The 25,040-nt window shown below is 69.3% G+C and carries 18 protein-coding genes and 1 pseudogene; 18 read left to right on the plus strand and 1 reads right to left on the minus strand.

Going from position 1 to position 25,040, the window contains the following annotated elements; translation table 11 throughout:
• The 18 genes and pseudogenes from FFK22_RS35020 to FFK22_RS35105 form a co-directional block, all read left to right on the plus strand.
• Window positions 1-455: pseudogene (locus tag FFK22_RS35020) on the plus strand (hypothetical protein); the annotation flags it as partial.
• Window positions 456-458: 3 nt separating this feature from the next.
• Window positions 459-1,688: a DUF4255 domain-containing protein gene (locus FFK22_RS35025; protein WP_138892523.1), complete on the plus strand. Its 1,230-nt coding sequence runs from the start codon at window positions 459-461 to the stop codon at window positions 1,686-1,688.
• Complete coding sequence (locus FFK22_RS35030) at window positions 1,685-3,787, plus strand: ATP-binding protein (protein ID WP_138892522.1); 2,103 nt, start codon at window positions 1,685-1,687, stop codon at window positions 3,785-3,787. Before FFK22_RS35025 ends, FFK22_RS35030 begins: the two co-directional genes overlap by 4 nt.
• Window positions 3,784-4,080: a hypothetical protein gene (locus tag FFK22_RS35035; RefSeq protein WP_138892521.1), complete on the plus strand. Its 297-nt coding sequence runs from the start codon at window positions 3,784-3,786 to the stop codon at window positions 4,078-4,080. The genes FFK22_RS35030 and FFK22_RS35035 overlap by 4 nt, the downstream gene beginning before the upstream one ends.
• Window positions 4,077-5,558 carry a DUF4157 domain-containing protein gene (locus tag FFK22_RS35040; RefSeq protein WP_138892520.1) on the plus strand — a complete coding sequence of 494 codons (1,482 nt, stop codon included), beginning with the start codon at window positions 4,077-4,079 and terminating at the stop codon, window positions 5,556-5,558. Before FFK22_RS35035 ends, FFK22_RS35040 begins: the two co-directional genes overlap by 4 nt.
• Before the next feature lie 159 nt (window positions 5,559-5,717).
• On the plus strand, window positions 5,718-6,866 hold the full coding sequence (locus FFK22_RS43410; protein ID WP_186002833.1) for a DUF4157 domain-containing protein: 1,149 nt from the start codon (window positions 5,718-5,720) through the stop codon (window positions 6,864-6,866).
• The gene (locus FFK22_RS35050; protein ID WP_221939084.1) at window positions 6,863-9,133 is read left to right on the plus strand and encodes a DUF4157 domain-containing protein; all 2,271 of its coding nucleotides are present in this window, start codon (window positions 6,863-6,865) and stop codon (window positions 9,131-9,133) included. The genes FFK22_RS43410 and FFK22_RS35050 overlap by 4 nt, the downstream gene beginning before the upstream one ends.
• Before the next feature lie 117 nt (window positions 9,134-9,250).
• Complete coding sequence (locus FFK22_RS35055) at window positions 9,251-10,993, plus strand: DUF4157 domain-containing protein (protein WP_138892519.1); 1,743 nt, start codon at window positions 9,251-9,253, stop codon at window positions 10,991-10,993.
• Window positions 10,994-11,045: 52 nt separating this feature from the next.
• Window positions 11,046-11,708 carry a hypothetical protein gene (locus FFK22_RS35060; protein WP_138892518.1) on the plus strand — a complete coding sequence of 221 codons (663 nt, stop codon included), beginning with the start codon at window positions 11,046-11,048 and terminating at the stop codon, window positions 11,706-11,708.
• Window positions 11,705-12,085 carry a hypothetical protein gene (locus FFK22_RS35065; RefSeq protein ID WP_221939085.1) on the plus strand — a complete coding sequence of 127 codons (381 nt, stop codon included), beginning with the start codon at window positions 11,705-11,707 and terminating at the stop codon, window positions 12,083-12,085. Before FFK22_RS35060 ends, FFK22_RS35065 begins: the two co-directional genes overlap by 4 nt.
• Window positions 12,082-13,209: a hypothetical protein gene (locus FFK22_RS35070; RefSeq protein ID WP_138892517.1), complete on the plus strand. Its 1,128-nt coding sequence runs from the start codon at window positions 12,082-12,084 to the stop codon at window positions 13,207-13,209. Before FFK22_RS35065 ends, FFK22_RS35070 begins: the two co-directional genes overlap by 4 nt.
• A complete protein-coding gene (locus FFK22_RS35075; RefSeq protein WP_138892516.1) occupies window positions 13,206-13,721 on the plus strand; it encodes a phage baseplate assembly protein V in 516 nt (171 codons plus the stop codon). Before FFK22_RS35070 ends, FFK22_RS35075 begins: the two co-directional genes overlap by 4 nt.
• 16 nt (window positions 13,722-13,737) lie before the next feature.
• Complete coding sequence (locus tag FFK22_RS35080; RefSeq protein WP_138892515.1) at window positions 13,738-14,061, plus strand: hypothetical protein; 324 nt, start codon at window positions 13,738-13,740, stop codon at window positions 14,059-14,061.
• A gap of 10 nt (window positions 14,062-14,071) precedes the next feature.
• On the plus strand, window positions 14,072-14,431 hold the full coding sequence (locus tag FFK22_RS35085) for a GPW/gp25 family protein (protein WP_138892514.1): 360 nt from the start codon (window positions 14,072-14,074) through the stop codon (window positions 14,429-14,431).
• Between the two features lie 45 nt (window positions 14,432-14,476).
• Window positions 14,477-17,323 (plus strand): putative baseplate assembly protein, encoded by a 2,847-nt coding sequence (locus FFK22_RS35090; protein WP_143956913.1) that lies wholly within the window; start codon window positions 14,477-14,479, stop codon window positions 17,321-17,323.
• On the plus strand, window positions 17,320-20,619 hold the full coding sequence (locus FFK22_RS35095) for a putative baseplate assembly protein (RefSeq protein ID WP_138892512.1): 3,300 nt from the start codon (window positions 17,320-17,322) through the stop codon (window positions 20,617-20,619). Before FFK22_RS35090 ends, FFK22_RS35095 begins: the two co-directional genes overlap by 4 nt.
• Complete coding sequence (locus tag FFK22_RS35100) at window positions 20,616-22,811, plus strand: hypothetical protein (protein ID WP_138892511.1); 2,196 nt, start codon at window positions 20,616-20,618, stop codon at window positions 22,809-22,811. The genes FFK22_RS35095 and FFK22_RS35100 overlap by 4 nt, the downstream gene beginning before the upstream one ends.
• A gap of 12 nt (window positions 22,812-22,823) precedes the next feature.
• Window positions 22,824-24,437: a DUF6519 domain-containing protein gene (locus FFK22_RS35105; protein ID WP_138892510.1), complete on the plus strand. Its 1,614-nt coding sequence runs from the start codon at window positions 22,824-22,826 to the stop codon at window positions 24,435-24,437.
• Window positions 24,438-24,456: 19 nt separating this feature from the next.
• Here the strand turns inward: FFK22_RS35105 and FFK22_RS35110 are convergent.
• A partial coding sequence (locus FFK22_RS35110) for a hypothetical protein (RefSeq protein ID WP_221939086.1) occupies window positions 24,457-25,040 on the minus strand: 584 nt, incomplete at its 5' end.

Raw genomic sequence — 25,040 nt, forward strand, 5'->3', positions numbered from 1 at the left:
CGGCGATGCTGGCTGCGCCAGCACCGAGACGGCCCGGCCGCGCGATCCGGCCGGCAGGGGCCGCGTCGCTTCCCCAGGCCGTCCCCGATCCGGCCACAGCGGCCGATCCGCCCGCACCGGCAGAGGCGCGGCGGGCCATGGCCCGCCGCCGGACCGCGCGCCCCTTGCCCGGCCCGGACGACACGACCGCGGCCGCCGATCCGCTGTCGGACCTGTCGCCGCCGGAGCCCCCGCTCGCCACGCCGGCGAGCGGGATCCTGCAGGCGCCGGCGGTCGCCCACATTGCGGCCGTCCCGCCGCCCGTCCGGACGCATCGGGGCGAGCCGGAGATACACGTCACCATCGGCCGGATCGAGGTCAGGGCGGCGGTCGCGGCCCTCGCCGAGACGGCGCGCGCCGGGCGCCCGTCGCCGGTGATGAGCCTCGACGAATACCTCCGGGCGCGGGCGAGGTAGGCCGTGAGCAACACCGACGCCATCGCAGCGGTCACGGCGACGCTCCAGTCGATCCTGTTCCAGGGGCTGAAGGACGGGTTCAGCGGACTCGACGTCACCACGCGGCCGCTCGACAAGGCGCGGCCGGACAGCGAGACCAACAACCGCGTCAACCTGTTCCTCTACCAGGTCGCGCGAAGCGCCGCCTGGGTCAATGCCGACATGCCGCGGCAGGTGCTGCCCGGCGAGATCGGCAACCCGCCGCTGCCGCTCACCCTGTTCTACCTGGTCACCGCTTATGGCGAGGCCAACGACGCCACCAAGCCGACGGGCCAGAGGCTGCTGGGCGCGGCGATGAGCATCCTGCACGACCACATCATCCTGGGTGCGGAGGAGATCCGCCTGGCCACCCAGGGCCCGGTGCCCGACGCCGATCTCGACCGCCAGATCGAGCGCGTGCGGCTGACGCACCATCCGATCTCGCTCGACGAGCTGTCGAAGCTTTGGACAGGCTTCTCCTCGCCCTACCGGCTGTCCGCGGCGTACCAGGCTTCGGTGGTGCTGATCGAGAGCCGGCGGCCGACGCGGGCAGGCCTGCCGGTGCTGGCGCGCGGCCAGGGCGACTCCGGCATCACCGCCCAGGGCGATCTGTCGCCGCCGCTGCCGACGCTGGACGCGGTGACCCCGCCGCAGAACCAGCCGAACGCCCGGCTCGGCGAGGAGATCGTGCTCAGCGGCGTCCATCTCGACGGCACCAGCGTCTCCGTGCGCTTCGACCATCCGCTGCTGCCGGCGCCGATCCTGTTGCCACCCGCCGCGGGCGGCACGGCGACCCGGCTGACGGTGACCATCCCCAATCAGCCCGCAAACTGGCCGGCGGGGTTCTACGGGGTGAGCGTCGCGGTGACCCGCAACGGCGAGACCTTCGCGCGGACCACCAACCAGCTGCCGCTGGCGCTGGCGCCGGGCGCGACGATCGCGGTGGCCGGGGTGGCTCCCGGGCCAGTGACCCTGACCGCGACCTGCGCGCCCGAGATCCGGCCCGGACAGCGGGCGACGCTCCTCCTCGGGTCGAGCGAGATCGCTGCCGCCGCCCATCCGGCGCAGACCGGCACGCTGACCTTCACCCTCGACGACGCGGTGGCCGGAACCTACCGGTACCGGCTCAGGGTTGACGGGGTCGACAGCCGCATCGTCGACCGCTCGGTCACCCCGCCGGTCTTCGACGAAACGCAGAAGGTCGTGATCCCATGAGCGACGCGGCGGCCTGGCAGCAGGAGAACACCCAGGCGCTGTCGGCAGCGGTCGCCCGGATCCGCGACCTGTTGCAGCGCCACGCCGGGGGCGACACGGCGCCGGAGGTCCCGGCCGAGCCCGTCGGGTCGGCCGATCGGCAGGGCTGGTTCAGACGCCGCAGGCCGCAGAGCTATTTCGAGGCCGGAGCGGCCGGCACGCGGCTGATCACTGCGGGCAGCGATCCACGGACCACGGAGCAGCCGCACTCCGACACGGTCCTGCCACCCCCTGCTCTGGCGACCCTCCGCGACCGGCTCGGCCTCACGCCGTTCGAGATGAACATCCTGCTGCTTTGCGTGGCGATGGAGCTGGATACGTCGGTCGCCGCGCTGTGCGCCCGCGCGCAGCGCGACCCGGACCGCGCCTATCCGACCTTCGCGCTGGCGCTTTCGATCTTCGACGAGCCTGCCTGGGAGGCACTCTCACCCGAAGGGCCGATCCGCTACTGGCAACTCGCCGAGATCAGCCAGCCGACCGGCACGCCGCTCACCGTCAGCCGGATCCGCGCCGACGAATGGGTCGTCAACTATCTGAAGGGCCTGTCCTATCTCGACGACCGGCTGACGCCGCTGGTGATGCCGCTCGCGGTCGCGGAGCCGGATCTCGAGCTGCCGCCGTCGCAAGCCCGGATGGCGGAGCAGATCCTCGCGCGGCTGACGCGGACGGCGCCGGGCCAGAGCCCGCCGCCGGTCCAGCTGCTGGGCCCGGATCCGGCGAGCAAACGCCTGGTGGCCGGCGCGGTCTGCCGCGCGCTGCTCGCCCATCCCTACCGGATCCACGCAGGTGCCCTGCCCTCCGCCCCGGCCGACCTCGAGACTTTTGCACGGCTCTGGCAGCGGGCCGGGCGGCTGCTGCCCCTCGCCCTCTATGTCGAGACCGACGGCCTCGACCAGGCGGGGCAGCGCGGGGCGAGTGCGTCGGCCATGTCGCGCTTCCTCGGCCACGCCAACGCCCTGGTCTTCGTCGACACGGTCGAGCCCTGGCACGGCCTGCCGGACGGCAGCCTGTCGATCGATGTCGCGAAGCCCACGCCGGCGGAGCAGAAGACGGCCTGGGCGGCGGCGCTCGGCGCCGAGGCCGGCGACAGCCCGGCCCGCCTCGCCGGCCAGTTCAGCCTGAATCTGAACGTGATCCGCGAGATCGCCGCAGAGAGTCGAGACCCGGCCGCGTCCGGCGCGGTCGATCACGACCGGCTGTGGAACGCCGCCCTCGTCCGCACCCGCCCGACGCTCGAGGCCATGGCCGAGCGCATCGTGCCGAAGGCGAGCTGGGACGACATCGTGCTGCCCGCCCCCGAGACGGCGCTGCTGCACCAGATCGCCGACCAGGTGGCGCAGCGGAACCGGGTCTACCAGGACTGGGGCTTCGCCGAGAAGATGAGCCGCGGCTTCGGCATCAGTGCGCTGTTCGCGGGGGAGAGCGGGACCGGCAAGACCATGGCCGCCGAGGTCGTGGCCAATCACCTGCGGCTCGATCTCTACCGCATCGATCTCTCCGCCGTCGTCAGCAAGTATATCGGCGAGACCGAGAAGAACCTTCGCCGGCTGTTCGACGCCGCCGAGGCCGGCGGCATGATCCTGTTCTTCGATGAGGCCGACGCCCTGTTCGGCAAGCGCAGCGAGGTCAAGGACAGCCACGACCGCTACGCCAACATCGAGGTCAACTACCTGCTGCAGCGGATGGAGTCCTTCGGCGGGCTCGCGATCCTCGCCAGCAACATGAAGAGCGCGCTCGACGGCGCCTTCATGCGCCGCCTGCGCTTCATCGTGACCTTCCCGTTCCCGGCCGCCGCCGAGCGGCGCGCGATCTGGCAGCGGGCCTTCCCCGCCGCAACGCCGACCAGCGGCCTCGACTTCGACCGCCTCGCCCGGCTCGACCTCGCCGGCGGGCATATCGCCTCGATCGCGCTCAACGCCGCCTTCGTCGCCGCCCAGACGAATGGCGAGGTGACGATGCCGATCGTGCTCGACGCCGCGCGCAACGAGCTGCGCAAGATCGAGCGGCCGATCCACGAGCCGGATTTCCGCTGGCCGCCCCCGCCCGCGAGGGTGGCATGAGGATTAAGCTGCATATCGAGCGCCTGGTGCTCGACGGCCTGCCGGCGAGCGGCGCGGACGGGCCGCGGCTGCGCGCGGCGGTCGAAGCCGAGCTGGCGCGGCTGCTCGCGACCGGCGGGCTCTCACGCGAACTGGCCACGGGCGGCGCGGTGCCCCAGCTGCCCGCGCCGGCGATCCGCGTCGACCGGGGCGAACAGCCTGGCGCCCTCGGCCGCGCGGTGGCCCGATCGGTCCATGCCGGGATCGGGGGACCACGCCCGGCGACGCCTTCGGGGCGCGGGAGCAGGCCATGAAGATCACGGCCGCACGCGCTGCGACACAGCCCGTCCAGCCGGCCCCCCTGCCGACGGGCCCGCTGCGGCGGCAATCCGCCCGCAGTGGAAGCATGCCGGATGCCATCCCGCCTGCCGTCGACGCGGTGCTGTCCTCACCCGGCAACCGCCTCGATCCGGCAACGCGGCACCTCATGGAACGGAGCCTCACTGGCGATTTCAGCCATACGCCGGCGCTGGCCGACGCCCGCCTCGAGCACGAGGCCCGGGATCAGGCGGCCCGGTTGTGGAGCGGGCCCGGCCCGCGATCGGGGCACGGCCCGGCCGGCCGGGCGCGCCACGACTTCTCCGAGGTCCGCGTGCACACCGGCGACGCCGCGGCGGCTGCCTCTCGAAGCGTCGACGCCGCCGCCTTCACGTTCGGCAACCGCATCGTGTTCGGCAGCGGGCAGTATGCGCCGGAGACCACCGCCGGGCGCCAGCTGATCGCCCACGAACTGGCCCATGTCGCCCAGCAGACCCATGTGCCGGCCGCAGAGAGCCGCATCCAGCGGGCGGGGATCGGCCAGGCCATCGCCCGCTTCTTCGGCGGCGGCACCTTCACCGACCAGGAACTCAAGTCCTATCTGCAGGCGCTGGACAGGAACCAGAAGATCGAAGACTCCTACGACAGCGACAACAAGGCGCGCGAGATCGTCAGGCGCTGGAAGGCGGGCAAGGCCGGCTATACGGTGCTGACCGTCCCGACCCGCATCCTCCTGATTCAGGAAATGGCTTCCGGCTATCTCAGCCGCGACGACCAGATCGGTATTCTCGATCTGCTGGAGGAGGCGATTCCCGCCGAGCGGGCCCGCATCTTCCGGGCGGTCGGGATCGAGACGCTCGTGCAACGCTTCGATGGCGACCAGCGCAAGGCGCTCGGCGCGCTGATCGACACCCAGGACATCGACGACCTCAGCCTGAAGAACGAGTGGGACGTCGCGGGCACGAAGGCCGTCATCCGGCGCCACGGCGACGCAGGGATGCTCGCGCAGGTTCTGAGGCTCGGCTTCAAGATCTTCCGCTTCGTGACGGCCTTCGCCAAATACCGGTACGAAGACGGCCGCGAGGGTGTGGAGGAACTGACGCGGGTGCGGGGCAACACCGATCCCGATCCCAAGCCCGGCCCCCGGATTCGTCTGCGCAAAAGCCTCAACAACGAACAGGCCGCGACCACGCTGTACCACGAAGGGAAGCATGCGACCACGCCGAGAGGCCCCAGCCCTGAGGAGCGCCGCGAGGGCGAGGCCCAGGCGCGGGGTGCGGAAGAGGAATTCCGCAGACGGCACGGCATCGAGCCGCGCAAGCCGAGCTACCGGACCGCCGCCGGCACGCCCGACATCGCCGCCATCCGCAAGGATGTGACCGGCTCCACCCACTACAACCCCGCGCTCCTGAAGAGAGAGGAGATCGATCGGGACTACATCGGCGAACAAGAAACGACCGGCTGGGATTCATAGGAGCCCCGGGGGAACCATGAACGCGTCCAGACATCAACGCCGAACCGAGGTTCTGCAGGCCGAGGGCGTGCAGGCCTTCCCGGACGCAGCCAACAACCTCCGGCGGCGCCACCGCCGCCGCATTGTTCCGGCTGCGTCGCAGCCCACGGAGGCCACGGCATGACGAACGGTGCACATGATCGGCTTCATGCGGGGACACCCGCCAGGGACTCGGCCGAAAGCTGGTCGGCTCCCGGCAAGCGGCTCGGCGACCCCTGGCATGATCGGCCGCAGACCACGCCGGGCACGGCGGAAGCCACGTCGGCATCGCCGGGCCAGGCTCTCGACGCCTCGACGCGCGCCTTCATGGAGCCCCGCTTCGGCCGCGACTTCAGCCATGTCCGCGTCCACGCCGATCAGGGTGCGGGCGCCTCGGCCCAAGCGATCGACGCCCATGCCTACACCATCGGGCGCGACGTCGTCTTCGGCCCCGGCCGCTATCGGCCGGACACGCGGGACGGCCGGACGCTGATCGCCCATGAGCTGACGCATGTCGTGCAGCAGGGCCGGAGCGGGCCGAGCCTTCAGACCTACCGCGTCGGCGCGGCCGACACTGCGGCGGAGCGCGAGGCCGGCACGGTCTCGCAGCTGGTCGGAGCCGGCGGCGCAGCGCCACCCATCGGCCAGACTGTCGATAGCGGCACGATCCAGCGCGCCGCCGGCGGCGCGATCGGCGGCGGCATCGCCGGCGCCGCTTTCGGGGCCGGGATCGGCGCCGCAGGCGGCTGGGTCGGTGCGCTGGTCGGCGGCGTCATCGGCGGCGTCATCGGCATGGTGGCCGGCGACGTCGCCACCTCCGAAGCCCGCACGCTCAATTCCGCCGAGAAGGCCGAAGCCACTCTGGTCTTCGGCACGAGCCTCAACTTCGCCACCGCCAAGGTCTCCGACTCCGCCCCGGTGATGACCATCGGGGGCTACGCCCGCACGCCTTTCGACACGGCCTATCTGCCGCGAGGCTACCTGTCGAAGCCGCTGGCCGACTACATGCCGCTGCTGATCCACGAGCTGACCCACGCCTGGCAGACCCAGCACGGCATCTCGGTCGTCCGCAAGACCGCGACCGCGATGCGCGGCCAGAGCGCCTATGATTTCGGCGGGGCGGCCAACCTGGTGACCGCCCATTCCGCCGGCAAGAAATTCCTCGACTTCAACACCGAGCAGCAGGCCAGCATCTGTGGGGAGTTCTACGAGACGCTCAAGGCCGGAGGAGACGTCTCCGCCTACCTGCCCTTCATCGAGCAGGTGAAACGCGGCGGGCGCGTGCCATGAAGAGATCGGCTGCCGCCCCGGTACGCGCCAATCCTTCCGGGCTCCAGACCAGCGCGCGCGCCGCCGCGAGCCGGCTGCAGCGCCAATGCGCCTGCGGCCAGCACACGATCGCCGGCGGCGAGTGCGGGGACTGCAAGGACAAGAAGCGCGCCGTGCTGCAGCGTTCTTGGCGGGCTGCCGCGACGCCGGTGCCGGTCCCGTCGATCGTCGGCGACGTCCTGGCCTCGGGCGGGCACCCGCTCGCACCCGCGACACGCGCTTTGATGGAACAGACCCTGACCGGCGACTTCAGCCGGGTTCCGGCCTCCACGGGAACCATGCGATCGCCGGTCATCGGTCCGGCCGACGATCACTTCGAGCGCGAGGCGCATCGCCAGGCCGACCGCTTCCGCGGCCCGACCGGCCGCTCCCCGGTGCCGCGCGTCGACCAGGCACGCTACGATCTCGGCAGGGTCCGCATCCATCTGGGGGCGCAGGCCGCCGCTGCCGCCGAGAAGGTCGACGCGCATGCCTTCACGCTCGGCGACCATATCGTGTTCGGCCATGGCCAATACGCGCCGGAGACCACCGCCGGACGCCAGTTGCTGGCGCATGAGCTGACGCATGTGATCCAGCAGGGCGGCGCGGCGACGGCCGGGCGCATCCAGCGCGCCAGCGCCGGCACCAAGTTCCTGCGCGGGCTCCGCGACGTCGCCTTCTTCATCCCGAGCCTGTTCGGCGCCGAGCTCAGCTACAGCGACGACGAATTGGCGGATTACCTGCAGCACATCAGCGACATGGATATGCCCGACGGCGGCTATTACAGCGACAACAAGGCCCGCCAGGTCGTCCGGCGCTGGGCCGACGGCAATGCGAGGTTCAAGCTCGACGCCAAGAAGGTGAAGCTTCTCATTCGCGAGATGCAGGCCGGCATCGTGACCAATGGCGACCGCCAGTCGATCATGACCCTCCTCGAGAGGTCGCCCGACGAAGCTCTCGCCGACGCCCTCAGTCCCGCCAATGTCGACTTTGCCGAACTGCTCGGCGACCTGAATTCCGGCGCCTATTCCGGCCGGATGGTGCGCTGGTTCCTGACGCATCGCGCCATGCAGCGGGATCTTCTGCTCGACAGCTTCGCCACCTGGTTCGCCAAGGAGAACTTTGCCAGCGCGCAGCGGCCGCTGGCCGAGCGGGTGCTGCATGACATCTTCGCGGTCACGTCGGGACTCGATTTCAGCGACGACACCGAGTTCAAGAACGAAGTCGTGAAACGCGTCTCGATCAGCAGCCAGATGACGGAATCGCAGGCGACCCGGCAGTCGCCGAACAACGGCTTCGACTACCCGGAAAATCTGCAAGCCAAAGATGGATGCGACGACTACAAGCCTCCCGCACCAGGAGATAAATACAATCTCGCCAATGCGCGAATCAACAAGGACGCTAAAAAATACTGGTCAGCCGCTCAACTCCATCCGATACTTTATTACTATTTCGACCTTACCGACGATGGCTTTAAAAATCCATATAAAGCGTTGGTAAATTTGTTCACACCGCAGAAAAGTATCTGCAACAAGACGCTGATTCACTGCGACTATCTGGTCAATGTCATTCAATTCCGCACCTATGCGGAAACGCTCGGCATCGACAAGTTTAACAGCTATGTCCAGAGTGGCCGGATCCAGATGCGCTTGACCTGGTCGGGCTTCCCGAAAGCCGGCTGGCCCGATCTCCGGTCCCCGAAGGCGCTCGGCTATCGCCAGGACATCCGCCCGAAGTCGAAGGACGATCTCCTGATCGGCGATCACGTCGTCTTCTGGAACCATCTGGCCTTCGACGGCCTCAATGTGAAGCAGCAGTCGCCGTGGCGGCTGGAGAACGCCGTGCTCACCGACAAGGACGAGGCCGGGAATGATCTCTTCCAGGGCCACGGCTCCGGCATCCCGCGCACCGAGCACGCGATGCTCGTCGAACTCGCCGAGGCCTATAACGGCTACGCCAAGCAGGCGATCGAGATCACTGATGCCATCAAGAACGGCCACCCGGAACGGGAAGCCGACCGCCTGAAGGAATACCCCTGGGTCATCTGGGAGACCGGGGACTGGTTCGTGGTCGATCCGGGCCGCGATCCGGCACGCGCCAACCGGCGATACAAGCTGCGGCTCGCCGATGAACGGCACCCGGAGACGGACGAGCTGCTGCCCGGCCTTCTCGACCCGCATGATCGCAGCATCCTCAGCCCCGTGGACCGGCCGATCGAGTCCGCCCCCGGCAAGGCGCCGCAGCCATGACCGCCGTCTCCGGCCCGCCGCGCGCCCGGAAGGGCGGCCTCGTCCTCGTCGCCCCAGGCGCGATCACGACTCTGCCATGGGGAGCGCGGACGACCCGGTCTTGGAAAGGCCGCTCCCATGGCCTTTAGAGTGCCTTCGCCACACGCCGCGGTGCGGACGGCCGGCGCCGGCGTTCGATCCGACGCCGGCGCATTGCGGCGGCAATGCGCCTGCGGCAACCATGCCGTCGCCGGCGGCCGATGCGAGGCGTGCAAGCAGAAGCAGTCGGCGCTGCAACGAGAGCCCGGCGGCGACGATCGACCGAACCAGGCGGCGCCGGTCGCCGGCACGATCCCGACTTCGGGCGGCCGCCCCCTGGAGCCCGGCCTCCGGGCACGGATGGAGCATCGCTTCGACCATGATTTCAGCGGTGTCCGGGTCCACACCGACGATCCCGCGGCGCACTCCGCCGACGCCCTGCGAGCCCGCGCCTACACGGTCGGGCGCAGCATCGTCTTCGCGCAGGGAGCCTTCGCCCCCCGCAGCCGGGCGGGCGAGAGGCTGATCACCCACGAGCTGGCGCATGTGGTTCAGAATGAGCGGCGACCCTGGACGGGGTCGCGGTCGAGTTTCGTGAGCGGGCCGGACGACGCGTCCGAGCGCGAGGCACAGGCTGCCGCCCACGCCACGGGCGGCGGCCCTGTCCGGATTACGGCCGCGCCTGCCGCAATGGTTCAACGCGCTTCGAACGGTGCCGCGACGGGCTTCGGGATCGGCGCCGCCATCCTCGGTGCCGGGCTGGTCGGCCTCGGCGTCGCGGCTGCCGCCGGAGCCTTCGACAAGAAGCCGGGCAGCGAGCCGAAGGAGCCTTCCTTGCTCGATGATCCCGCCTTCCGGAAGCGGTGGGAGGCGGGTCTCGAAGAGGGGTTGAAGAAGCTCGAATCCGCCCAGCCGGAGGGCTGCCGCTTCCCGCAAGGCCAGGAGGTCGCCTATGACCAGGAGAACTGGATCGAGATCACCACGGGCGAGGAAGGCAAGCTCGGCGGCCGGGGGTTCCGCGCGAAGACGGGCGACTCGTTCAAGGCGGTCGAGCTTCTGTTCAGTCGTCTGGACCGCTGGACCTGCGACTGCCGCCTCTTCGGCGAGATCGCGCTGCTGCATGCATGGTGGAGCGCCCTCAAGGACGACAAGACGCAGTTCAACCAGAGATTTGCCAATCTCACCCTGCGCGCCGAGGACACGACCGGCATCAAACGAAAGATCGTCCAGCCCGAGTCGGCGGAGTTCGACGACGCGACATGGGAGAGCGCGCCGGTCGGATCGAAGGTGGTGTGGAAAAACGAGAGCCTGTACGCCGAGGGCGCCTGGGCCAACGAGCATGCCATCAAGCGCTCAATGGCGAAGCCGGGGCAGGAAGCAACCTATGCAGCCCAGGGCGTCGTCACCGAGGTGCCGGTCCAGGACGGAACGGGGGCGACGACGGGCACGCGGACGGTGCTGAACTCGACCGAAAGGCAGGTCAAGCTGGAGGTGGCCCGCCGATGCTATGGCGACTTCCCAACCACCTTCAAAATCACAAGCGACAGCATCGCAAAACTTAAAAAGGACGGAGTAGACGAATCAACCATCAAGAAAATCGAAACGATCAAAGACGTTCCGGTTGTGGGAAGGCACAAATTTCTGCAGCAAAGCATCGTCACGGAAATCAACGACGGCATATTCATACAGACAACAGCAGATCAGCCTCATCCGAAGATCAATCGTACGGTGAAACTGATGATCAATCATTCGGATAAGAAAATACCCCAAGACAGCGACCCACTCGTAACAGACTACGTCAACAAGAACATAAAGCGCTTCAAGATCGAAATACCAACCTGAACAGAGCGCGCAACGAGACCGCGCTCGAACAGGAACCGCAGAGAGTGGCTTGATGAGCTCATTTCCCGGATCACCGCGCGTCCTGAAAGGCGGGCTCGTCCTGCTCGATCCGAACTCGTTCGCGATCCGGCCGAACGGGATCATCGCGCTGCAGTACAATCCGGACACGCTGTCGCGCACGCTGAAGATCAAGGGCGCGTCCGAGGGCGGCGACCGGTCCGAGGCGCTGCGCCTGACCGGCCCGCCGGTCGAGACGATCAAGCTCGACGCCGAGATCGATGCCGCCGACCAGCTCGAATTCCCGGACCGGAACCAAAGCCTCGTCGCGCACGGCATCTTCCCCCAGCTGGCGGCGCTGGAGACTCTGGTCTACCCGCCGGCAGCGACGCTGCAGGCGAACTTCGTCCTGGCGCAGACCGGCACGCTCGAGATCATGCCGATGCTGGCGCCGATGAGCCTGTTCGTGTGGAGCGCCTCGCGCATCGTTCCGGTCAGGCTGACCGAGTTCAGCATCACCGAGGAAGCCTTCGACCCGCAGTTGAACCCGCTCCGCGCCAAGGTCTCGCTCGGCATGCAGGTGCTCTCGGTCGACGACCTCTCGCTCGCTGACAAGGGCGGCAACCTCTACCTCGCCTACCAGCGCCAGAAGGAGAGCCTGGCGCAGCTGTACCAATACGGCACGCAGGCGCAACTCGGCATCAGGGGGCTGCCATGAGCGACGACCGGACCACCGGCCTGACCGATCCCGTCGAGGCGATGCTGGCGCAGGCGGCGCTGAAGCGCACGCTGTTCGACCCGACCAGCCGCTACTACGGCATCGACATCGCCGTGCGCCAGGAGGGCGGCGCGACCGTCGCCTATGTCCGCCGCCGCTTCCTGCCGCAGGCCGGCCGCTTCCAGCTGCTGCAGGAGCACGTGGTCGCCGAGAGCGAGCGGGTCGACACCATCGCGGCGGTCCATTTCGGCGACCCGACCGTGTTCTGGCGGCTATGCGACGCCAACAACGCCATGCGGCCGGCGGAGCTGACAGAGACGGTCGGCCGGCGGCTTCGCATCACGCTTCCCGAGGGCATCAGCGGCACGGCGCTATGAACAAGGGCTTCTACCTCACGCTGATGATGGGCTCGTTCAATGCGAACCCGGTGCCGCGCGCGGTCATCGAGGCCCTGACCGATGTGCAGGTGACCTCGTCGGTCGGCAGCCAGGGCGGCTTTCAGCTGAAGTTTACCTTCGGCCGCAACGCCCCGATCGCGCAGTTGCACGCCTCCGGCTTCTTCGACCCGCGGCAGCGCGTGATCATCGCCGTCACCGTCAACGGCCAGACGGAGGTGCTGATGGACGGCATCGTCACCAAGCAGGATCTCACCCCGTCCAGCGCTGCCGGCAAGTCGATGCTGACGGTGACCGGTCTCGACCTCACCGCGCTGATGGATTTCATCGACCTGACCGGGATCCCCTACCCGGCGATCCCGCTGTTCGTCGTGGTCGAGATGATCCTCGCCAAATACCTGGTGCTCGGCGTGCTCCCGGTCGCGATCCCGCCGATCATGACGCTGATCGAGAACCCGATCGAAAACTTCCGCAAGCAGCAAGGCACCGACTATGCGTTCCTGACCGCCATCGCCGGCACGGTCGGGGCGGTGTTCTATCTCGACCCCGGCCCCCAACCCGGGTCGAGCATGGCCTATTGGGGCCCGGACCTCACCACCATGTTCGGCGGCATGCAGCCGGCGCTCAGCATCAACCTGGACGCCAGCACGAACCTCGATGCGATCAGCTTCGCCTATGACGGCACCCTGGCCACCAACTACATCGTCACCGTCATCGAGCCGAACTCGAAGGTGCCGATCCCGATCCCGGTGCCGAACATCGACCTGCTCCGCGCCCCGAACGCGGCCCGGTCGGCGACGCCACTGAAATACACCCAGCTGACACCCGGCGCCGGGCTCGGGCCGATCCAGGCGGCGCTGGCCGCCCTCGCCGCGCAGTTCAACACCGCCGATGTCGTCACCGCCAGCGGCTCGCTCGACGTGCTGCGCTACGGCCATGTCTTCAAGGCCCGGCAGCTGGCGGCGGTGCGCGGCGCCGGGCCCTATTACGACGGCAAGTACTACGTCAAGAGCGTCACCCACACCATCAAGCGCGGCGAATACAAGCAAAGCTTCTCGCTGGCGCGCGGCGGCCTCGGCTCCACGGTCTCGACGGTGAGCATATGACCAGCCCGGCGAAATACTTCGGCGTCTACCGGGGCACGGTGTTCAACAACGTGGATCCGATGATGCTGGGCCGCATCATGGCGCTCATCCCCGACGTCGGCGGCGTCACGCCCTCGACCTGGGCCATGCCCTGCGTGCCGATCGCGGGGAAGCAGATGGGCACCTACATGGTGCCGCAGGTCGGCGCCGGCGTCTGGATCCAGTTCGAGGCGGGCGATCCCGATCGGCCGGTGTGGACCGGCGGCTGGTGGGGCAATCCTGCCGAGGTGCCGGCGCTGGCTCTGGCCGGCCCCCCCGGCGACCCGAACATCGTGCTGCAGTCGACGCTGCAGAACACGCTGGTGATCAGCGACCTGCCCGGCCCGACCGGCGGCATCATGCTGAAGAGCACCACCGGCGCCACCATCATCGTCAACGACACCGGCATCTACATCCAGAACGGCAAGGGGGCGAGCATCGTCATGGCCGGCCCGACCGTCACCATCAACAACGGCGCCCTGGTCGTCGTGTAGGGAAAGGAGCGAGCCGATGCCCGGATTTCTCCTGCATGTCGGCGCCACGGTGCTGTGTTCCCATGGTGGCCAGGCGCAGCCGACCGTTCCCAACCCGCGGGTGACGGTGATGGGCCAGCCGACCGTCACCATGGCGGCGCCCTATGTGGTGGCCGGCTGCGCGCTGCCGCCGCCGCCCGCCGCCAACGGCCCCTGCGTGACCGCGCAGTGGATCACCTCCGCACTGCGGGTCACCTCGAACGGCCAGCCGCTGCTGCTGCTCGACAGCCAGGCGATCTGCGCGCCGACCGGCACGCCGCTGATCGTGGCGATGACCCAGACGCGCGTGACCGGAAGCTGAGGTGACGGTGATGAACATCGACTTCCCCTTCCATTTCGATAGCAGCGGCCGCACCGCCGCGACCGGCGACGCGGACCACATCCGCGATATGATCGAGCAGCTGCTGTTCACCAATCCCGGCGAGCGGGTGAATCGCCCCGATTTCGGCAGCGGGCTGCTGCAGATGGTGTTCGCCGCCAACAGCCCCGAGCTGGCTTCGGCACTGCAGTTCACGACGCAGGCCGCCCTGCAGCGCTACCTCGGCGATGTGATCGAGCTTCGCGAGCTTCAGGTCACGGCCGAGGACGCGACGCTGAACGTGACCGTGCGCTACGCGGTGCGGCGCACCGGCGCCGAAGTGACGGAGAGCTTTGCCCGGACCACCGCATGACCAATGGGCCGGCGCCGACGCGCCGGCGAGGAAAGCAGGCCGAAAATGGACGACCAGTGCCAGGCATGCGGAGAGGACAACCGGCGGGACGACGTGCGCGCGGCCGATCTGTACGGCCTCGACTACGTCGAGATCGGCGAGGCGCAGACCGACCTCAGCGTCTTCTTCCTCGGCAAGGCGCCGCCGAAGATCGAGCGCCGGAACGTCAGCATCGCGGGCGGCATGCGCATCACCGACATCGCCGTCACCGGCCTTCGCGTGGTCCGTCAGAAGGACCCGACGCTCGACGATTACCTCGAGGTGACGGTCGACAAGCCCGGCGACTTCTCGAGCTACCGGCTGAGCCTGGTGAAGCTCGACGAGAACGGCGATCAGACCGGCGTGCCACTCGACGGCTTCGACCCCCGCTACGCCTCCGTCGAATTCTCGTTCAAGGCGAGCTGCCCCAGCGACCTCGACTGCAGGACCGAGCCGTCCTGCCCGCCGGCGGCCGGCCCGGCCCCGGAGATCAGCTATCTCGCCAAGGACTACGCCAGCTTCCGGCAGCTGATCCTCGACCGCCTGGCGCTGACCATGCCCGATTGGCGGGAACGCCACGTTCCCGATGTCGGGATCATGCTGGTCGAGCTGCTGGCCTATGCCGGCGACCAGCTTAGCTATTACCAGGACGCGGTCGCTACCGAGGCCTATCTCGACACCGCGCGCCAGCGGATCTCGGTCCGCCGCCACGCCCGCCTGGTCGACTACCTGATGCATGAGGGCTGCAACGCCCGCGCCTGGGTGACGATCGGCAGCACGGTGGACCTGCCGGCCATTCCCTCCGGCAACCTGTATTTCAGCACCGGCTTCCCCGGGGCGCCTGCGAGCGGAGTGCTGACATCGGGCGACCTGGCCAGGGCCCGGCCGGGCAGCACCGTGATCTTCGAGCCGCTGGTCGCCGATCCCGACGCCACCATCGACATCGTCGCCTCGCACAGCGAGATCCGGTTCTACAGCTGGGGGGACTGCGCCTGCTGCCTGCCGAAGGGCACCACCGCGGCGACGCTGGTCGACAGCTGGGTCGAGGACAAGCCCAAGGCGAAGGGCCGCGGCAAGGGCAAGGACCAGGCGCAGGATGCCGGCAAGGGCGAAGAGCAGGCGGCGACGCCTTCGGGAGAGCCGCCCGGGACGCACCGCGCCCTGCGGCTCAAGGTCGGCGACGTCCTGATCCTCGAGGAGGTGATCGGTCCGAAGACCGGCAACGCCGCCGATGCCGACCCTACGCACCGCCAGGCCGTGCGCCTGACCAAGGTCACACCGGCGATTGACCCGCTGTACCACCCGTTCGGCGACGATTACGGGCAGCCGGTGGTCGAGATCGAGTGGTGCGCAGAGGATGCGCTCGCCTTCCCGCTCTGCCTCTCGGCCAGGATGCCCCCTCCGGACTGCGACTGCCGCGACGGCATCAGCGTCGCGCGCGGCAACGTCGTCCTGGTCCACCATTCGGCCGCCCATGAAGAGGACATCGGCACGGTCGGGTCCCTGCCGCCGGTGCCGGTCTGCCCCACCGATTGCGAGCCGGCCGAGATCCGGCGCGTGGCCCGCGCGTTCAGACCGCACCTGTCGGAGCACCCCCTGACGTTCTCCGAGCCGCTATCCGATTGCGGCTGCGCCAGCCGGGCGATCCTGCAGGATCCGCGCCGCGCCCTGCCGTGGATCCGCCTCACCGGGACCTCGACACCGCCGGAGGGCACGAACGCTTCGTCCTTCGTGCCGGAATCCGCCGGCTGGAGCCCCAAACGCGACCTGCTCGCGAGCTCGCCCGACGATCGCGACTTCGTGGTGGAGATCGACGACGACGGCACCGCTCGGATCCGCTTCGGCAAGGGCGGCGAAGGGCTGACGCCCGCGGCGGGCACCCGGTTCGACGCCCGGTACGGGCTCGGCAACGGCCCGGCCGGCAATGTCGGGGCCGAGACGATCCGCCTGATCGTGTTCCGCCAGACGCTCGACGCCGGAGGGACCCTGCAGGTCCGCAACCCCCTCGCCGCGGCCGGCGGCACGCCGCCCGAGCCGGTGGCAGAGGTGAAGATGTTCGCTCCCCGGGCCTTCCGGGTGGTGCGGGAGCGGGCGATCACGTCCGACGACTACGCCGCGCTCGCGGCCGACGATGCGCGCCGCCTCGCCGGCAGGCCCCGGCTGCTGCAGGGCCTGCGCGGGGCCGAATACGTGCCCGGGCCCGATGATCCGCCGCTGCGCGCCGAGCCGGACGATCCGCGCTCGATCATCGAGGAGGAGCCCGGCGAGGACATGCGGTCCGGCGTTGGCGGCTGCGGCGTGCCCTTCCGCCGGCTGCAGGGCACCAAGGGGGCGCTCGCCTGGACCGGAAGCTGGTACGAGGCCGATGTCGCGATCGACCCGCTCGGCAGCGAGACCGCCGATCCGCAGACGGTCGGGGAGATCAGCGCCTATCTCGAGCCGTTCCGCCGGGTCGGTCACGACCTGCGCGTCGAAGGCGCCCGCTACGTCCCGATCGATCTGGCGCTGGAGGTCTGCGTCCGGCCGCATGTGCCGCGGGGCGACGTCCTGGCGAGGCTGCGCGACGTCTTCGGCGACCGGCCCCTGGCGGACGGCAGCCGCGGCTTTTTCCACCCGGACAGCTTGTCTTTCGGCGCCGGCGTGGTGCTGAGCCGCATCGTTGCGGCGGCGCAGGGCGTCGCCGGCGTCATCGAGGTGCAGCCGGTCCGCCTGGCGCGCTATCGGCTCGGCCGGCCGGCCGCCGACGGTTCCATCCGGGAGGTACCGCCCGGAGGCGTGCTGACGCTCGCGCCATTCGAGATCGCGCAGCTCGCCAGCAATCCGAACGCGCCGGAGAACGGGCGGCTCACTCTTCTGATCAGGGGGGGACGATGACCCAGGCCTGCCATTGCGGATGCTGCGCCGGGATCGGCGACGCCGGCCCGGCCACGGTCGTCAACCCTCCGGGCCTGTCGGCGCTGCAGTATCGCGTCGGCAGCTATGCCACCTTCTACGAGGCGATGCTGGCACGGCTGTCGACCCTCTCCATCAGCGTGCCGTCGCCCTATGGCGGGAACGACGGCCTGTACCGTCCGCTCCTGGACCTGACGACCCGGGCGCCGGACGATCCGTCGATCGCGCTGCTCGACGCCTTCGCGGTCATCGGCGACGTCCTGACCTTCTACCAGGAGCGAATCGCCAATGAGGGCTATCTGCCGACCGCGATCGAGCGCCGCTCGATCCAGGAGCTTGGCAATCTCATCGGCTATCGTCTCAGGCCCGGCGTCGCATCGAGCGTGTATCTCGCCTTCACCGTCGCCGCCGACTTCAAGGGCGACCTCCCGAGAGGCACGAGGGCGCAAAGCATCCCGGGCGCAGGCGAGCTGCCGCAGTTCTTCGAGACCTCCGACGCCCTCGCCGCGCGGTTCGAATGGAACGCGCTGAAGCCGCGCCTGACGCGACCGCAGCTGGTCAGCCAGGCGGACCCGTACTTCAGTTCGGTTGTCGCGGCAGACTCCCTCGACACCCTCTATCTCGCCGGCACCTCCACCAACCTGAAGGCAAACGATCCGCTGCTCTTCGTCCTCGGAGAGGGGAACGGCCTGCAGACCATGCGCCGGATCGAGGCGGTCGAAGCGCAGGAGGACGAGAAGCGCACCCAGGTCGTCCTAGGGCTGCCGACCTCCGCCACGACCCACACGCCGCTCGAGCTCTATGCCAGGAAGGCCAGGCAGCTCTTCCCGGGAAGCGAGCTCGCCGCGGAGGTCGCCGGCATCATCGAGGACCACATCGCCGCCCAGCAGGACACGGCGAACCTTCCCCCATCGGCGGCCGACACCCTCTCGGCCCTCGCCGAGAAGCAGGCGCTGGCCGAGAGCCGCAACTTCACGCGCCTCGCGACCCTGATCCGGCACGCGGCGGAAGCCCTCGCCCGCGGCGCCGGCGCCAGCGCCCTCGCGACGAAGCAGGCCAAGCCCCAGGCCGCGCCGGTCGCAGAGCTGCTGGCGCTGACCAGCCGGCTCGCCCGCCCGGCGTCGGTGCAGCCGGCCAATGCCATCCGGCTGGGACGATCAATCGCGACCAGCTTCTCCGCCCGGTCCGACATCGCGCCGCGCCTGCTCGGCACATTCAAGCCCGCGGCGGCGCCCCTGCTCTATCGGGCCTGGACCCGGATCGTGAAGCCTGCGGACCGGCTCGAGGCGCAGGCGCTGCGGGTACGCGCCGGGCTGTTCGCCAGCGCCTATCCGGGCAAGCCCATCATCGAAAAGACCGATACCCCAGGCCAATCGACCACGCGCTTCGAGCCGCTCACGCTCAGGGCCGCCTGGCCCGCACTCTTCCCCAAGGGCGACCCCATGCCTCCGGCCGCAGTCGCGCTGGACGCGACCTATGACCGGGTCAAGCCCGGCAGCTGGGTGGCGATCGACCGGCCCGAGGTCGACAACGACCACCAGCCGATCGGCGTGCGGGTCGTCACCTACCATCGGGTGGAGGCGACGACCGTGTTCACCATGGATACCGACACGGGCTTCGCCGCGAAGGTGACGCTGCTGACGCTGGAGCCGCAATGGCTTGCCGACGTCCGGCAGCGCGACAAGGACGCGGGCGAGAATCATGTGGGCGATATCGTGGGGGCGGTGGCGACGCTTCGCGACACCATCGTCCACGCCCAGTCCGAGCCGCTCGCCTTCGCGGAGGAACCGCTCGACGCGGATGTCGGCGGCGGCACGGTCGATCTGCCCGAGGCGCTCGACGGCCTCGAGGCCGGACGCTGGCTGATCGTCTCGGGCGAGCGCACCGATGTGCCCGGGGTCAGCGGCGTGACCGCGGCCGAGCTCGTCATGCTCGCGGGCGTCTCGCAGATCCGGGACGAGCTTCCCCGCCAGGGCGACTCCAGCGGATTCATCGACGCCAATGGCAACGACGACGACGATGGAGATGACGAGGTCCCCGTCCTCTCCACGGCCCCCGGCCGGCTGCACACGCGGCTGAGCCTCGCCACCCCGCTGGCCTACACCTATGACGCCGCCACGGTCACGATCTACGGCAACGTCGCCAACGCGACCAACGGCCAGACCGTCGGCGAGGTGCTGGGCGACGGCGACGGCAGCGCCGCCTTCCAGGGCATGGCGCTGCGGCAGGGGCCGCTGACCTTCGTCTCCGCCCCCACCGCCGAGGGCGCGGCGAGCACCCTGGTCGCCCGGGTCAACGACATCGCCTGGCACGAAACCGACAGCCTCGCCGCCGCCGGCCCGCGCGAGCGGGTCTTCGTCACCCGTACGGACGAAGCCGGCAAGACCACGCTGGTCTTCGGCAACGGGGCCCACGGCGCGCGCCTGCCGACCGGCACCGGCAACGTCAAGGCGACCTACCGCTACGGCATCGGCAAGGCCGGAAACGTCAAGGCCAACCAGATCAGCCAGCTGGCGACGCATCCGCTCGGGCTGCAGGCTGTGATCAATCCGATCGCGGCCAGCGGCGGCGCCGACCGCGACGGCATCGAGGCCGCGCGCCGGAACGCCCCCCTGGCGCTGATGGCGCTCGACCGGCTGGTCTCGGTCGGGGACTACGCCGATTTCGCCCGCAGCTTCGCCGGCATCGGCAAGGCGAGCGCGGCGCGGCTGAGCGACGGCCGCCGCCAGTTGGTGCATCTGACCATCGCCGGCGTCGACGACATCCCGATCCTCGAAACCTCCGACCTGTATCGCAACCTGATCGAGGCGATCGAGACGCTCGGCGACCCGCATCTGCCGGTCCAGATCTGCACCCGCGCGGTCAGGCTGCTGGTGATCGGCGCCAAGGTCGCGCTGCTGCCGGACTACACCTTCGAATTCGTCGAGCCGAAGATCCGCGACACGCTGTTGACGCGTTTCGGCTTCGAGCAGCGGGATCTCGGCCAGGCCGCCTTCCTCAGCGAGGCCGTCGCCGTCATCCAGGGGATCGAGGGTGTCGCCCGGGTCGAGATCCAGCACTTCGACTCGATCCCCGAGGACATCGGCGCGGACCAGATCGTCAAGCTCGCGGAGACGCTCACACTCAGAGCGCATGTGACCGCCCGGCGCGCGATGCTCAACCCGGAGTACGACCCCGTGGCCGCCGACGATCCCTGCGCGCGGGTGTTCGCGGCCGAGCTGGTCTATCTCACCCCCGCCATCCCCGACACGCTGATCCTGACGGAGGCCGGACGATGAGCACGACGAATGTAGGCGACGATCGCCTCTACGAGCTCATCCCGGCCGTCTATCGGATGCGCGATGCCGACCAGGGCTACCCGCTGCGCGCCCTGCTGCAGGTGATCGCCGAGCAGGTGACCCTGGTCGAGGAGGATATCGAGAGACTGTACGAGAACTGGTTCATCGAGACCTGCGAGGACTGGGTCGTCCCCTATATCGGCGCGCTGATCGGCTACCAGCCGATCGAGAGCGCCGGGCGGCTCGGCGGCGGCGATGCGGCGGGCCAAGCGCGGAACCGCATCCTGGCGCCGCGGCAGGAGGTCGCCGACACGCTGCGCTACCGGCGGCGGAAGGGCACGTTCAGCCTGATCGAGGAGCTTGCGGGCACGGCTTCCGGCTGGCCTGCCCAGGCACGCGAGTTCTACCGGCAGCTCGCGGTCAACCAGAACGTCAACCACCTGCGCCTCAACCGCGGCCGCACAGCCGATCTGCGCGACAGCGACGCGCTCGACTCCATCGGTGGGCCCTTCGACGAGATGGCGCGGAGCGTCGACGTCCGGCGGGCCAGCTCCCGCCATGCCGCGGGGCGTGCCAACATCCCCGATCTCGGCGTCTTCGTCTGGCGGCTGCGCTCCTATCCCGTGACCCGGACGCCGGCCTATTGCTACGAGGAGGAATCACCGAACTGCTACCTGTTCAGCCCGCTCGGCAACGACACCGCACTCTTCGTCAGGCCGGATCCGGCTGCGCCGCGGCTGCACCCCGATCTGCGCGTCCCCGGGCCGATCCGGCGCCGTGACTTCGACGCGCGCGAGACGCAGGGGCGGCTGGTCTCGGGCGTACCGTTCTTCTACGGCGACGAGCGCAGCCTCAGGATCTGGACCGGCTCGCTGGACAATCCCGTCCCCGCCCAGCGCATCGTTCCCGCCAATCTCAGCGGCTGGCGCTATCGCCCGGTCGGCGACGAGGTCGCGGTCGACCCCGAGCTCGGGCGGATCATGTTCGCCCCAGGCAAGGTGCGGAAGCAGGCGGTCTGGGTCTCCTACTCCTATGGCTTCAGCGCCAACATGGGCGGCGGCGAATATGCCCGCCCGCTGCGCCAGCCGGCCGACGCCGTGCTCTACCGCGTCGGCCAGCAGCCGGTCACGGCCGGCCCCGAGCCGGATTTCACGCGGATCGGCGAGGCGCTGGCGAAATGGAAGCAGGACGCCCCGCGCAACGCCGTGATCGAGATCCTCGACAGCGGCGTCTACACCGAGCCGATCGCCGTCGAGCTCGCCAAGGACCAGTCGCTGCAGCTCCGCGCCGTCAGCGGCAAGCGGCCGGTCCTGCGGATGCTCGACTGGCAGACCTCCTATCCCGACAGCCTTAGCGTCCTCGGCGAGGGGCCTAGCTGGTTCGTGCTCGACGGGTTGGTGGTGACCGGGCGCGGCCTGCAGGTCTCGGGCGGGGTCTCCGGCGTCGCCATCCGGCATTCCACCCTGGTTCCGGGCTGGGGACTGGAGTGCAATTGCGATCCGAAGCGCCCGACCGAGCCGAGCATCGAGCTGATCAACGCGCCGCGGTGCCTGACCATCGAGCACAGCATCGTCGGCGCCATCCAGGTCGAGCGCGACGAGGCGGAGCTGGACCCGGTCGAGATCAGGATCAGCGACAGCATCGTCGATGCCACCGCCGATGATCGGGTCGCCCTCGGCGCGTCCGGCCAGCTCTGCGCCTTCGCGACGCTGACGGCGCTTCGCAGCACGCTGATCGGCCAGGTGCAGACGCATGCCATCACGCTCGCCGAAAACAGCATCTTCACCGGAATCGTGCACGCCTGCCGCCGGCAGATCGGCTGCATCCGCTACTCCTACCTGCCGCCCGCGTCGCGCACGCCGCGCCGCTATCGCTGCCAGCCGGACTTGGTCGAGAAGGCGATCGGCGATCTCTACGCCAAGGGCGAGATCGGCCCGGACGAGCGGGACCGGCGGATCGAGAACGAGCGCCTCCGTGTCGAGCCGGATTTCAACAGCGTCCGGTACGGGCGCGCCGCTTACTGCCAGCTCACCAGCAGTTGTGCCGTCGAGATCAGGACGGGCGCCGAGGACGAGTCCGAGATGGGCGCCTTCCATGATCTCTTCCAGCCGCAGCGGGCCGCCAATCTCAAGGCCCGCCTCGCCGAATACACCCCCGCCGGCGTCAATGCCGGCATCCTCCTCGCCACCTAAGGGAGGCACGCCGTGAAAGCCGATCTCAGCCGTACAACTTTCAATCGCTTCAAGCGTTTCAGCCGCGTGGTCGCCCAGCAGGGTCGGGTCCAGCTCGACGCCGACTGGAACGAGCAGTCGTCGATCATGCTGTATCAGCTGCGACGACTGGCAGCCGACATCATCGGCCCGGCCGGAGGGCCGGCCGACAATCTCGGCTTCGGCTTGACCGCCCTCGAGGCGCCGACCGCCAAGGACGCCGACTTCGCGATCGGCGCCGGCCGCTATTATGTCGACGGCATCCTGTGCGAGCTGGACGGGACCTGGCTGCCGCTGACCTTCCCCGGCGGGCAGAACAAGGTGCAGCTGCCGGAGGTTTCGGCCGACGGGCAGCCGTTCCGCGCCAACCAGTATGTCGGCCTGAGCGATGCGGACCCGGCCACCAAGATCGCCCCGGTGCAGGCGCGGATCATCGATGTCGATCCGGTCGAGCGCATGCTGACCCTGACCGATATCGGCGCCTTTTCCGGCGGAGAGCCCAAGCAGCCCGGGCTGCAGCGGATCACCACCTTCCGCACTCAGCCCGAGGGCGCGCCGGAGATCAAGGACACCGGTCCCCTGCAGCTCTATCTCGACGTCTGGGAGCGGCTCGTCACGTCTGTCGAGGACGACGCGATCCGCGAGGTTGCCCTGAACGGTCCCGACACATCGGCCCGCACCAAGGTGGTGTGGCAGGTGCGGGCCCTGGTGACGGAAACGCCGGGCGCCTGCATGACCCCGGAGGCCCTCCGCAACGCCCTGCAGCCCGCAAGCCGCGGCCGGCTGCGCGCCCGCGTTCGGCCTGGTCCGACGGACACCGACCCGTGCACGATAGACCCGGACGCCAGCTATCGCGGCCATGAGAACCAGCTCTATCGCGTCGAGATCAACCGCGGCGGCGCCGCCGACGACGAGCCGACCTTCAAATGGTCGCGCGAGAACGGGGCCGTCGTCTTCCCGATCGTCAGCGCCGCCGGCAGCACGCTGGTGCTGGAATCGCTTGGCCGCGACGACCGCTTCGGCCTGGTCGAGGGCGACTGGGTGGAGGTCCAGAACGACGATACGGTGGCAGCGAACCAGCCGGCCCGGCTGCTGCGGGTGCAGTCGATCCATCGGGGCAGGAGCCGCGTCATCCTGTCGGGCGACGTGCCGGCCGACATCGCCAAGGACCCGTCGAAGCATCCGCTGCTGCGGCGCTGGGACCAGAAGGAAGGCGACCCGGATGCCGGCGGCCTCACGCTCGATTTGGACGAGAAGACCGGAGACAATGCCGCGCTGATCCCGGCCGCGGCGGCGGGGCAGGAAGGCTGGCTCGAGCTCGAGGACGGCGTCGAGATCCAGTTCGCCGACCCCGGCAACTCAGTCTACAGGACGGGAGACTACTGGCTGATCCCGGCGCGTGTCGCGACCGGCGACGTCGAATGGGCGTCCGAGACCGTGCCCGGCGCCGGCGAGAAACGGGCGCTCGCCATACTGCCGCACGGCGTGACCCATCACTATGCCCCGCTGGGCGTCGTCGACTGGGACGGCAAGACCTTCACGCTCGGCCGGGACTGCCGGATGCAGCTTCCCGGCGCCACGCCTGTTGCCGGCAGACGGCGCGGCTGAGCCGCGCAGGTCCGGATCTTCAATTTAAGCGCTTGATATCGTTGGCGAGCCATGGTGGATGAAAATGAGTACTACACCTTTGAGATCGCGCTTTGACGCCATAGTGGCTATCGGCCGATGCAGCTTCAAATCGGGGACCCGCAACCGCGGTTGTTATCACTTCGGGTCGGGGCGCCGGCCGGCGGCCAGCTGCGAAATCAAGGATGGCCATCAGCTCGCCGCTTAGGCGGGCCTTGACCACTCCCCTGCCCTCGCCCGGCGTCAGGACCACCTGCCCCACCAGCGACCGGATCGCCTCCGCCGCCTCGTCCCGGGTCTCGGGATGTGCGAGGGTCTCGGTGAGTTCCCGCACCTTGCGCCGGTAGATCTCCGCCACGTTCGGATGCACGTCCGGGATGTCGGCCGGCGCCTCGTTGAGCCGGGCCTCGATGTCGGCCTTCTGCCGCTCCAGCTCGTCCATGCGGGTCTTCATCGATGGCTGGTACATGCCGTCCTCGATCGCCTGCATGATGCCACGGATGCCGCGCTCTATCCGGGCTCTGACGCAGTTTTGATGGAGCTCGATTACGTGGCGCCGATGACGCGAGCCTGGAGCAGATCGAG

Origin of the sequence: Mycobacterium sp. KBS0706, assembly GCF_005938675.2 — a bacterium.
Taxonomy (GTDB): Bacteria; Pseudomonadota; Alphaproteobacteria; order DSM-16000; family Inquilinaceae; genus Inquilinus.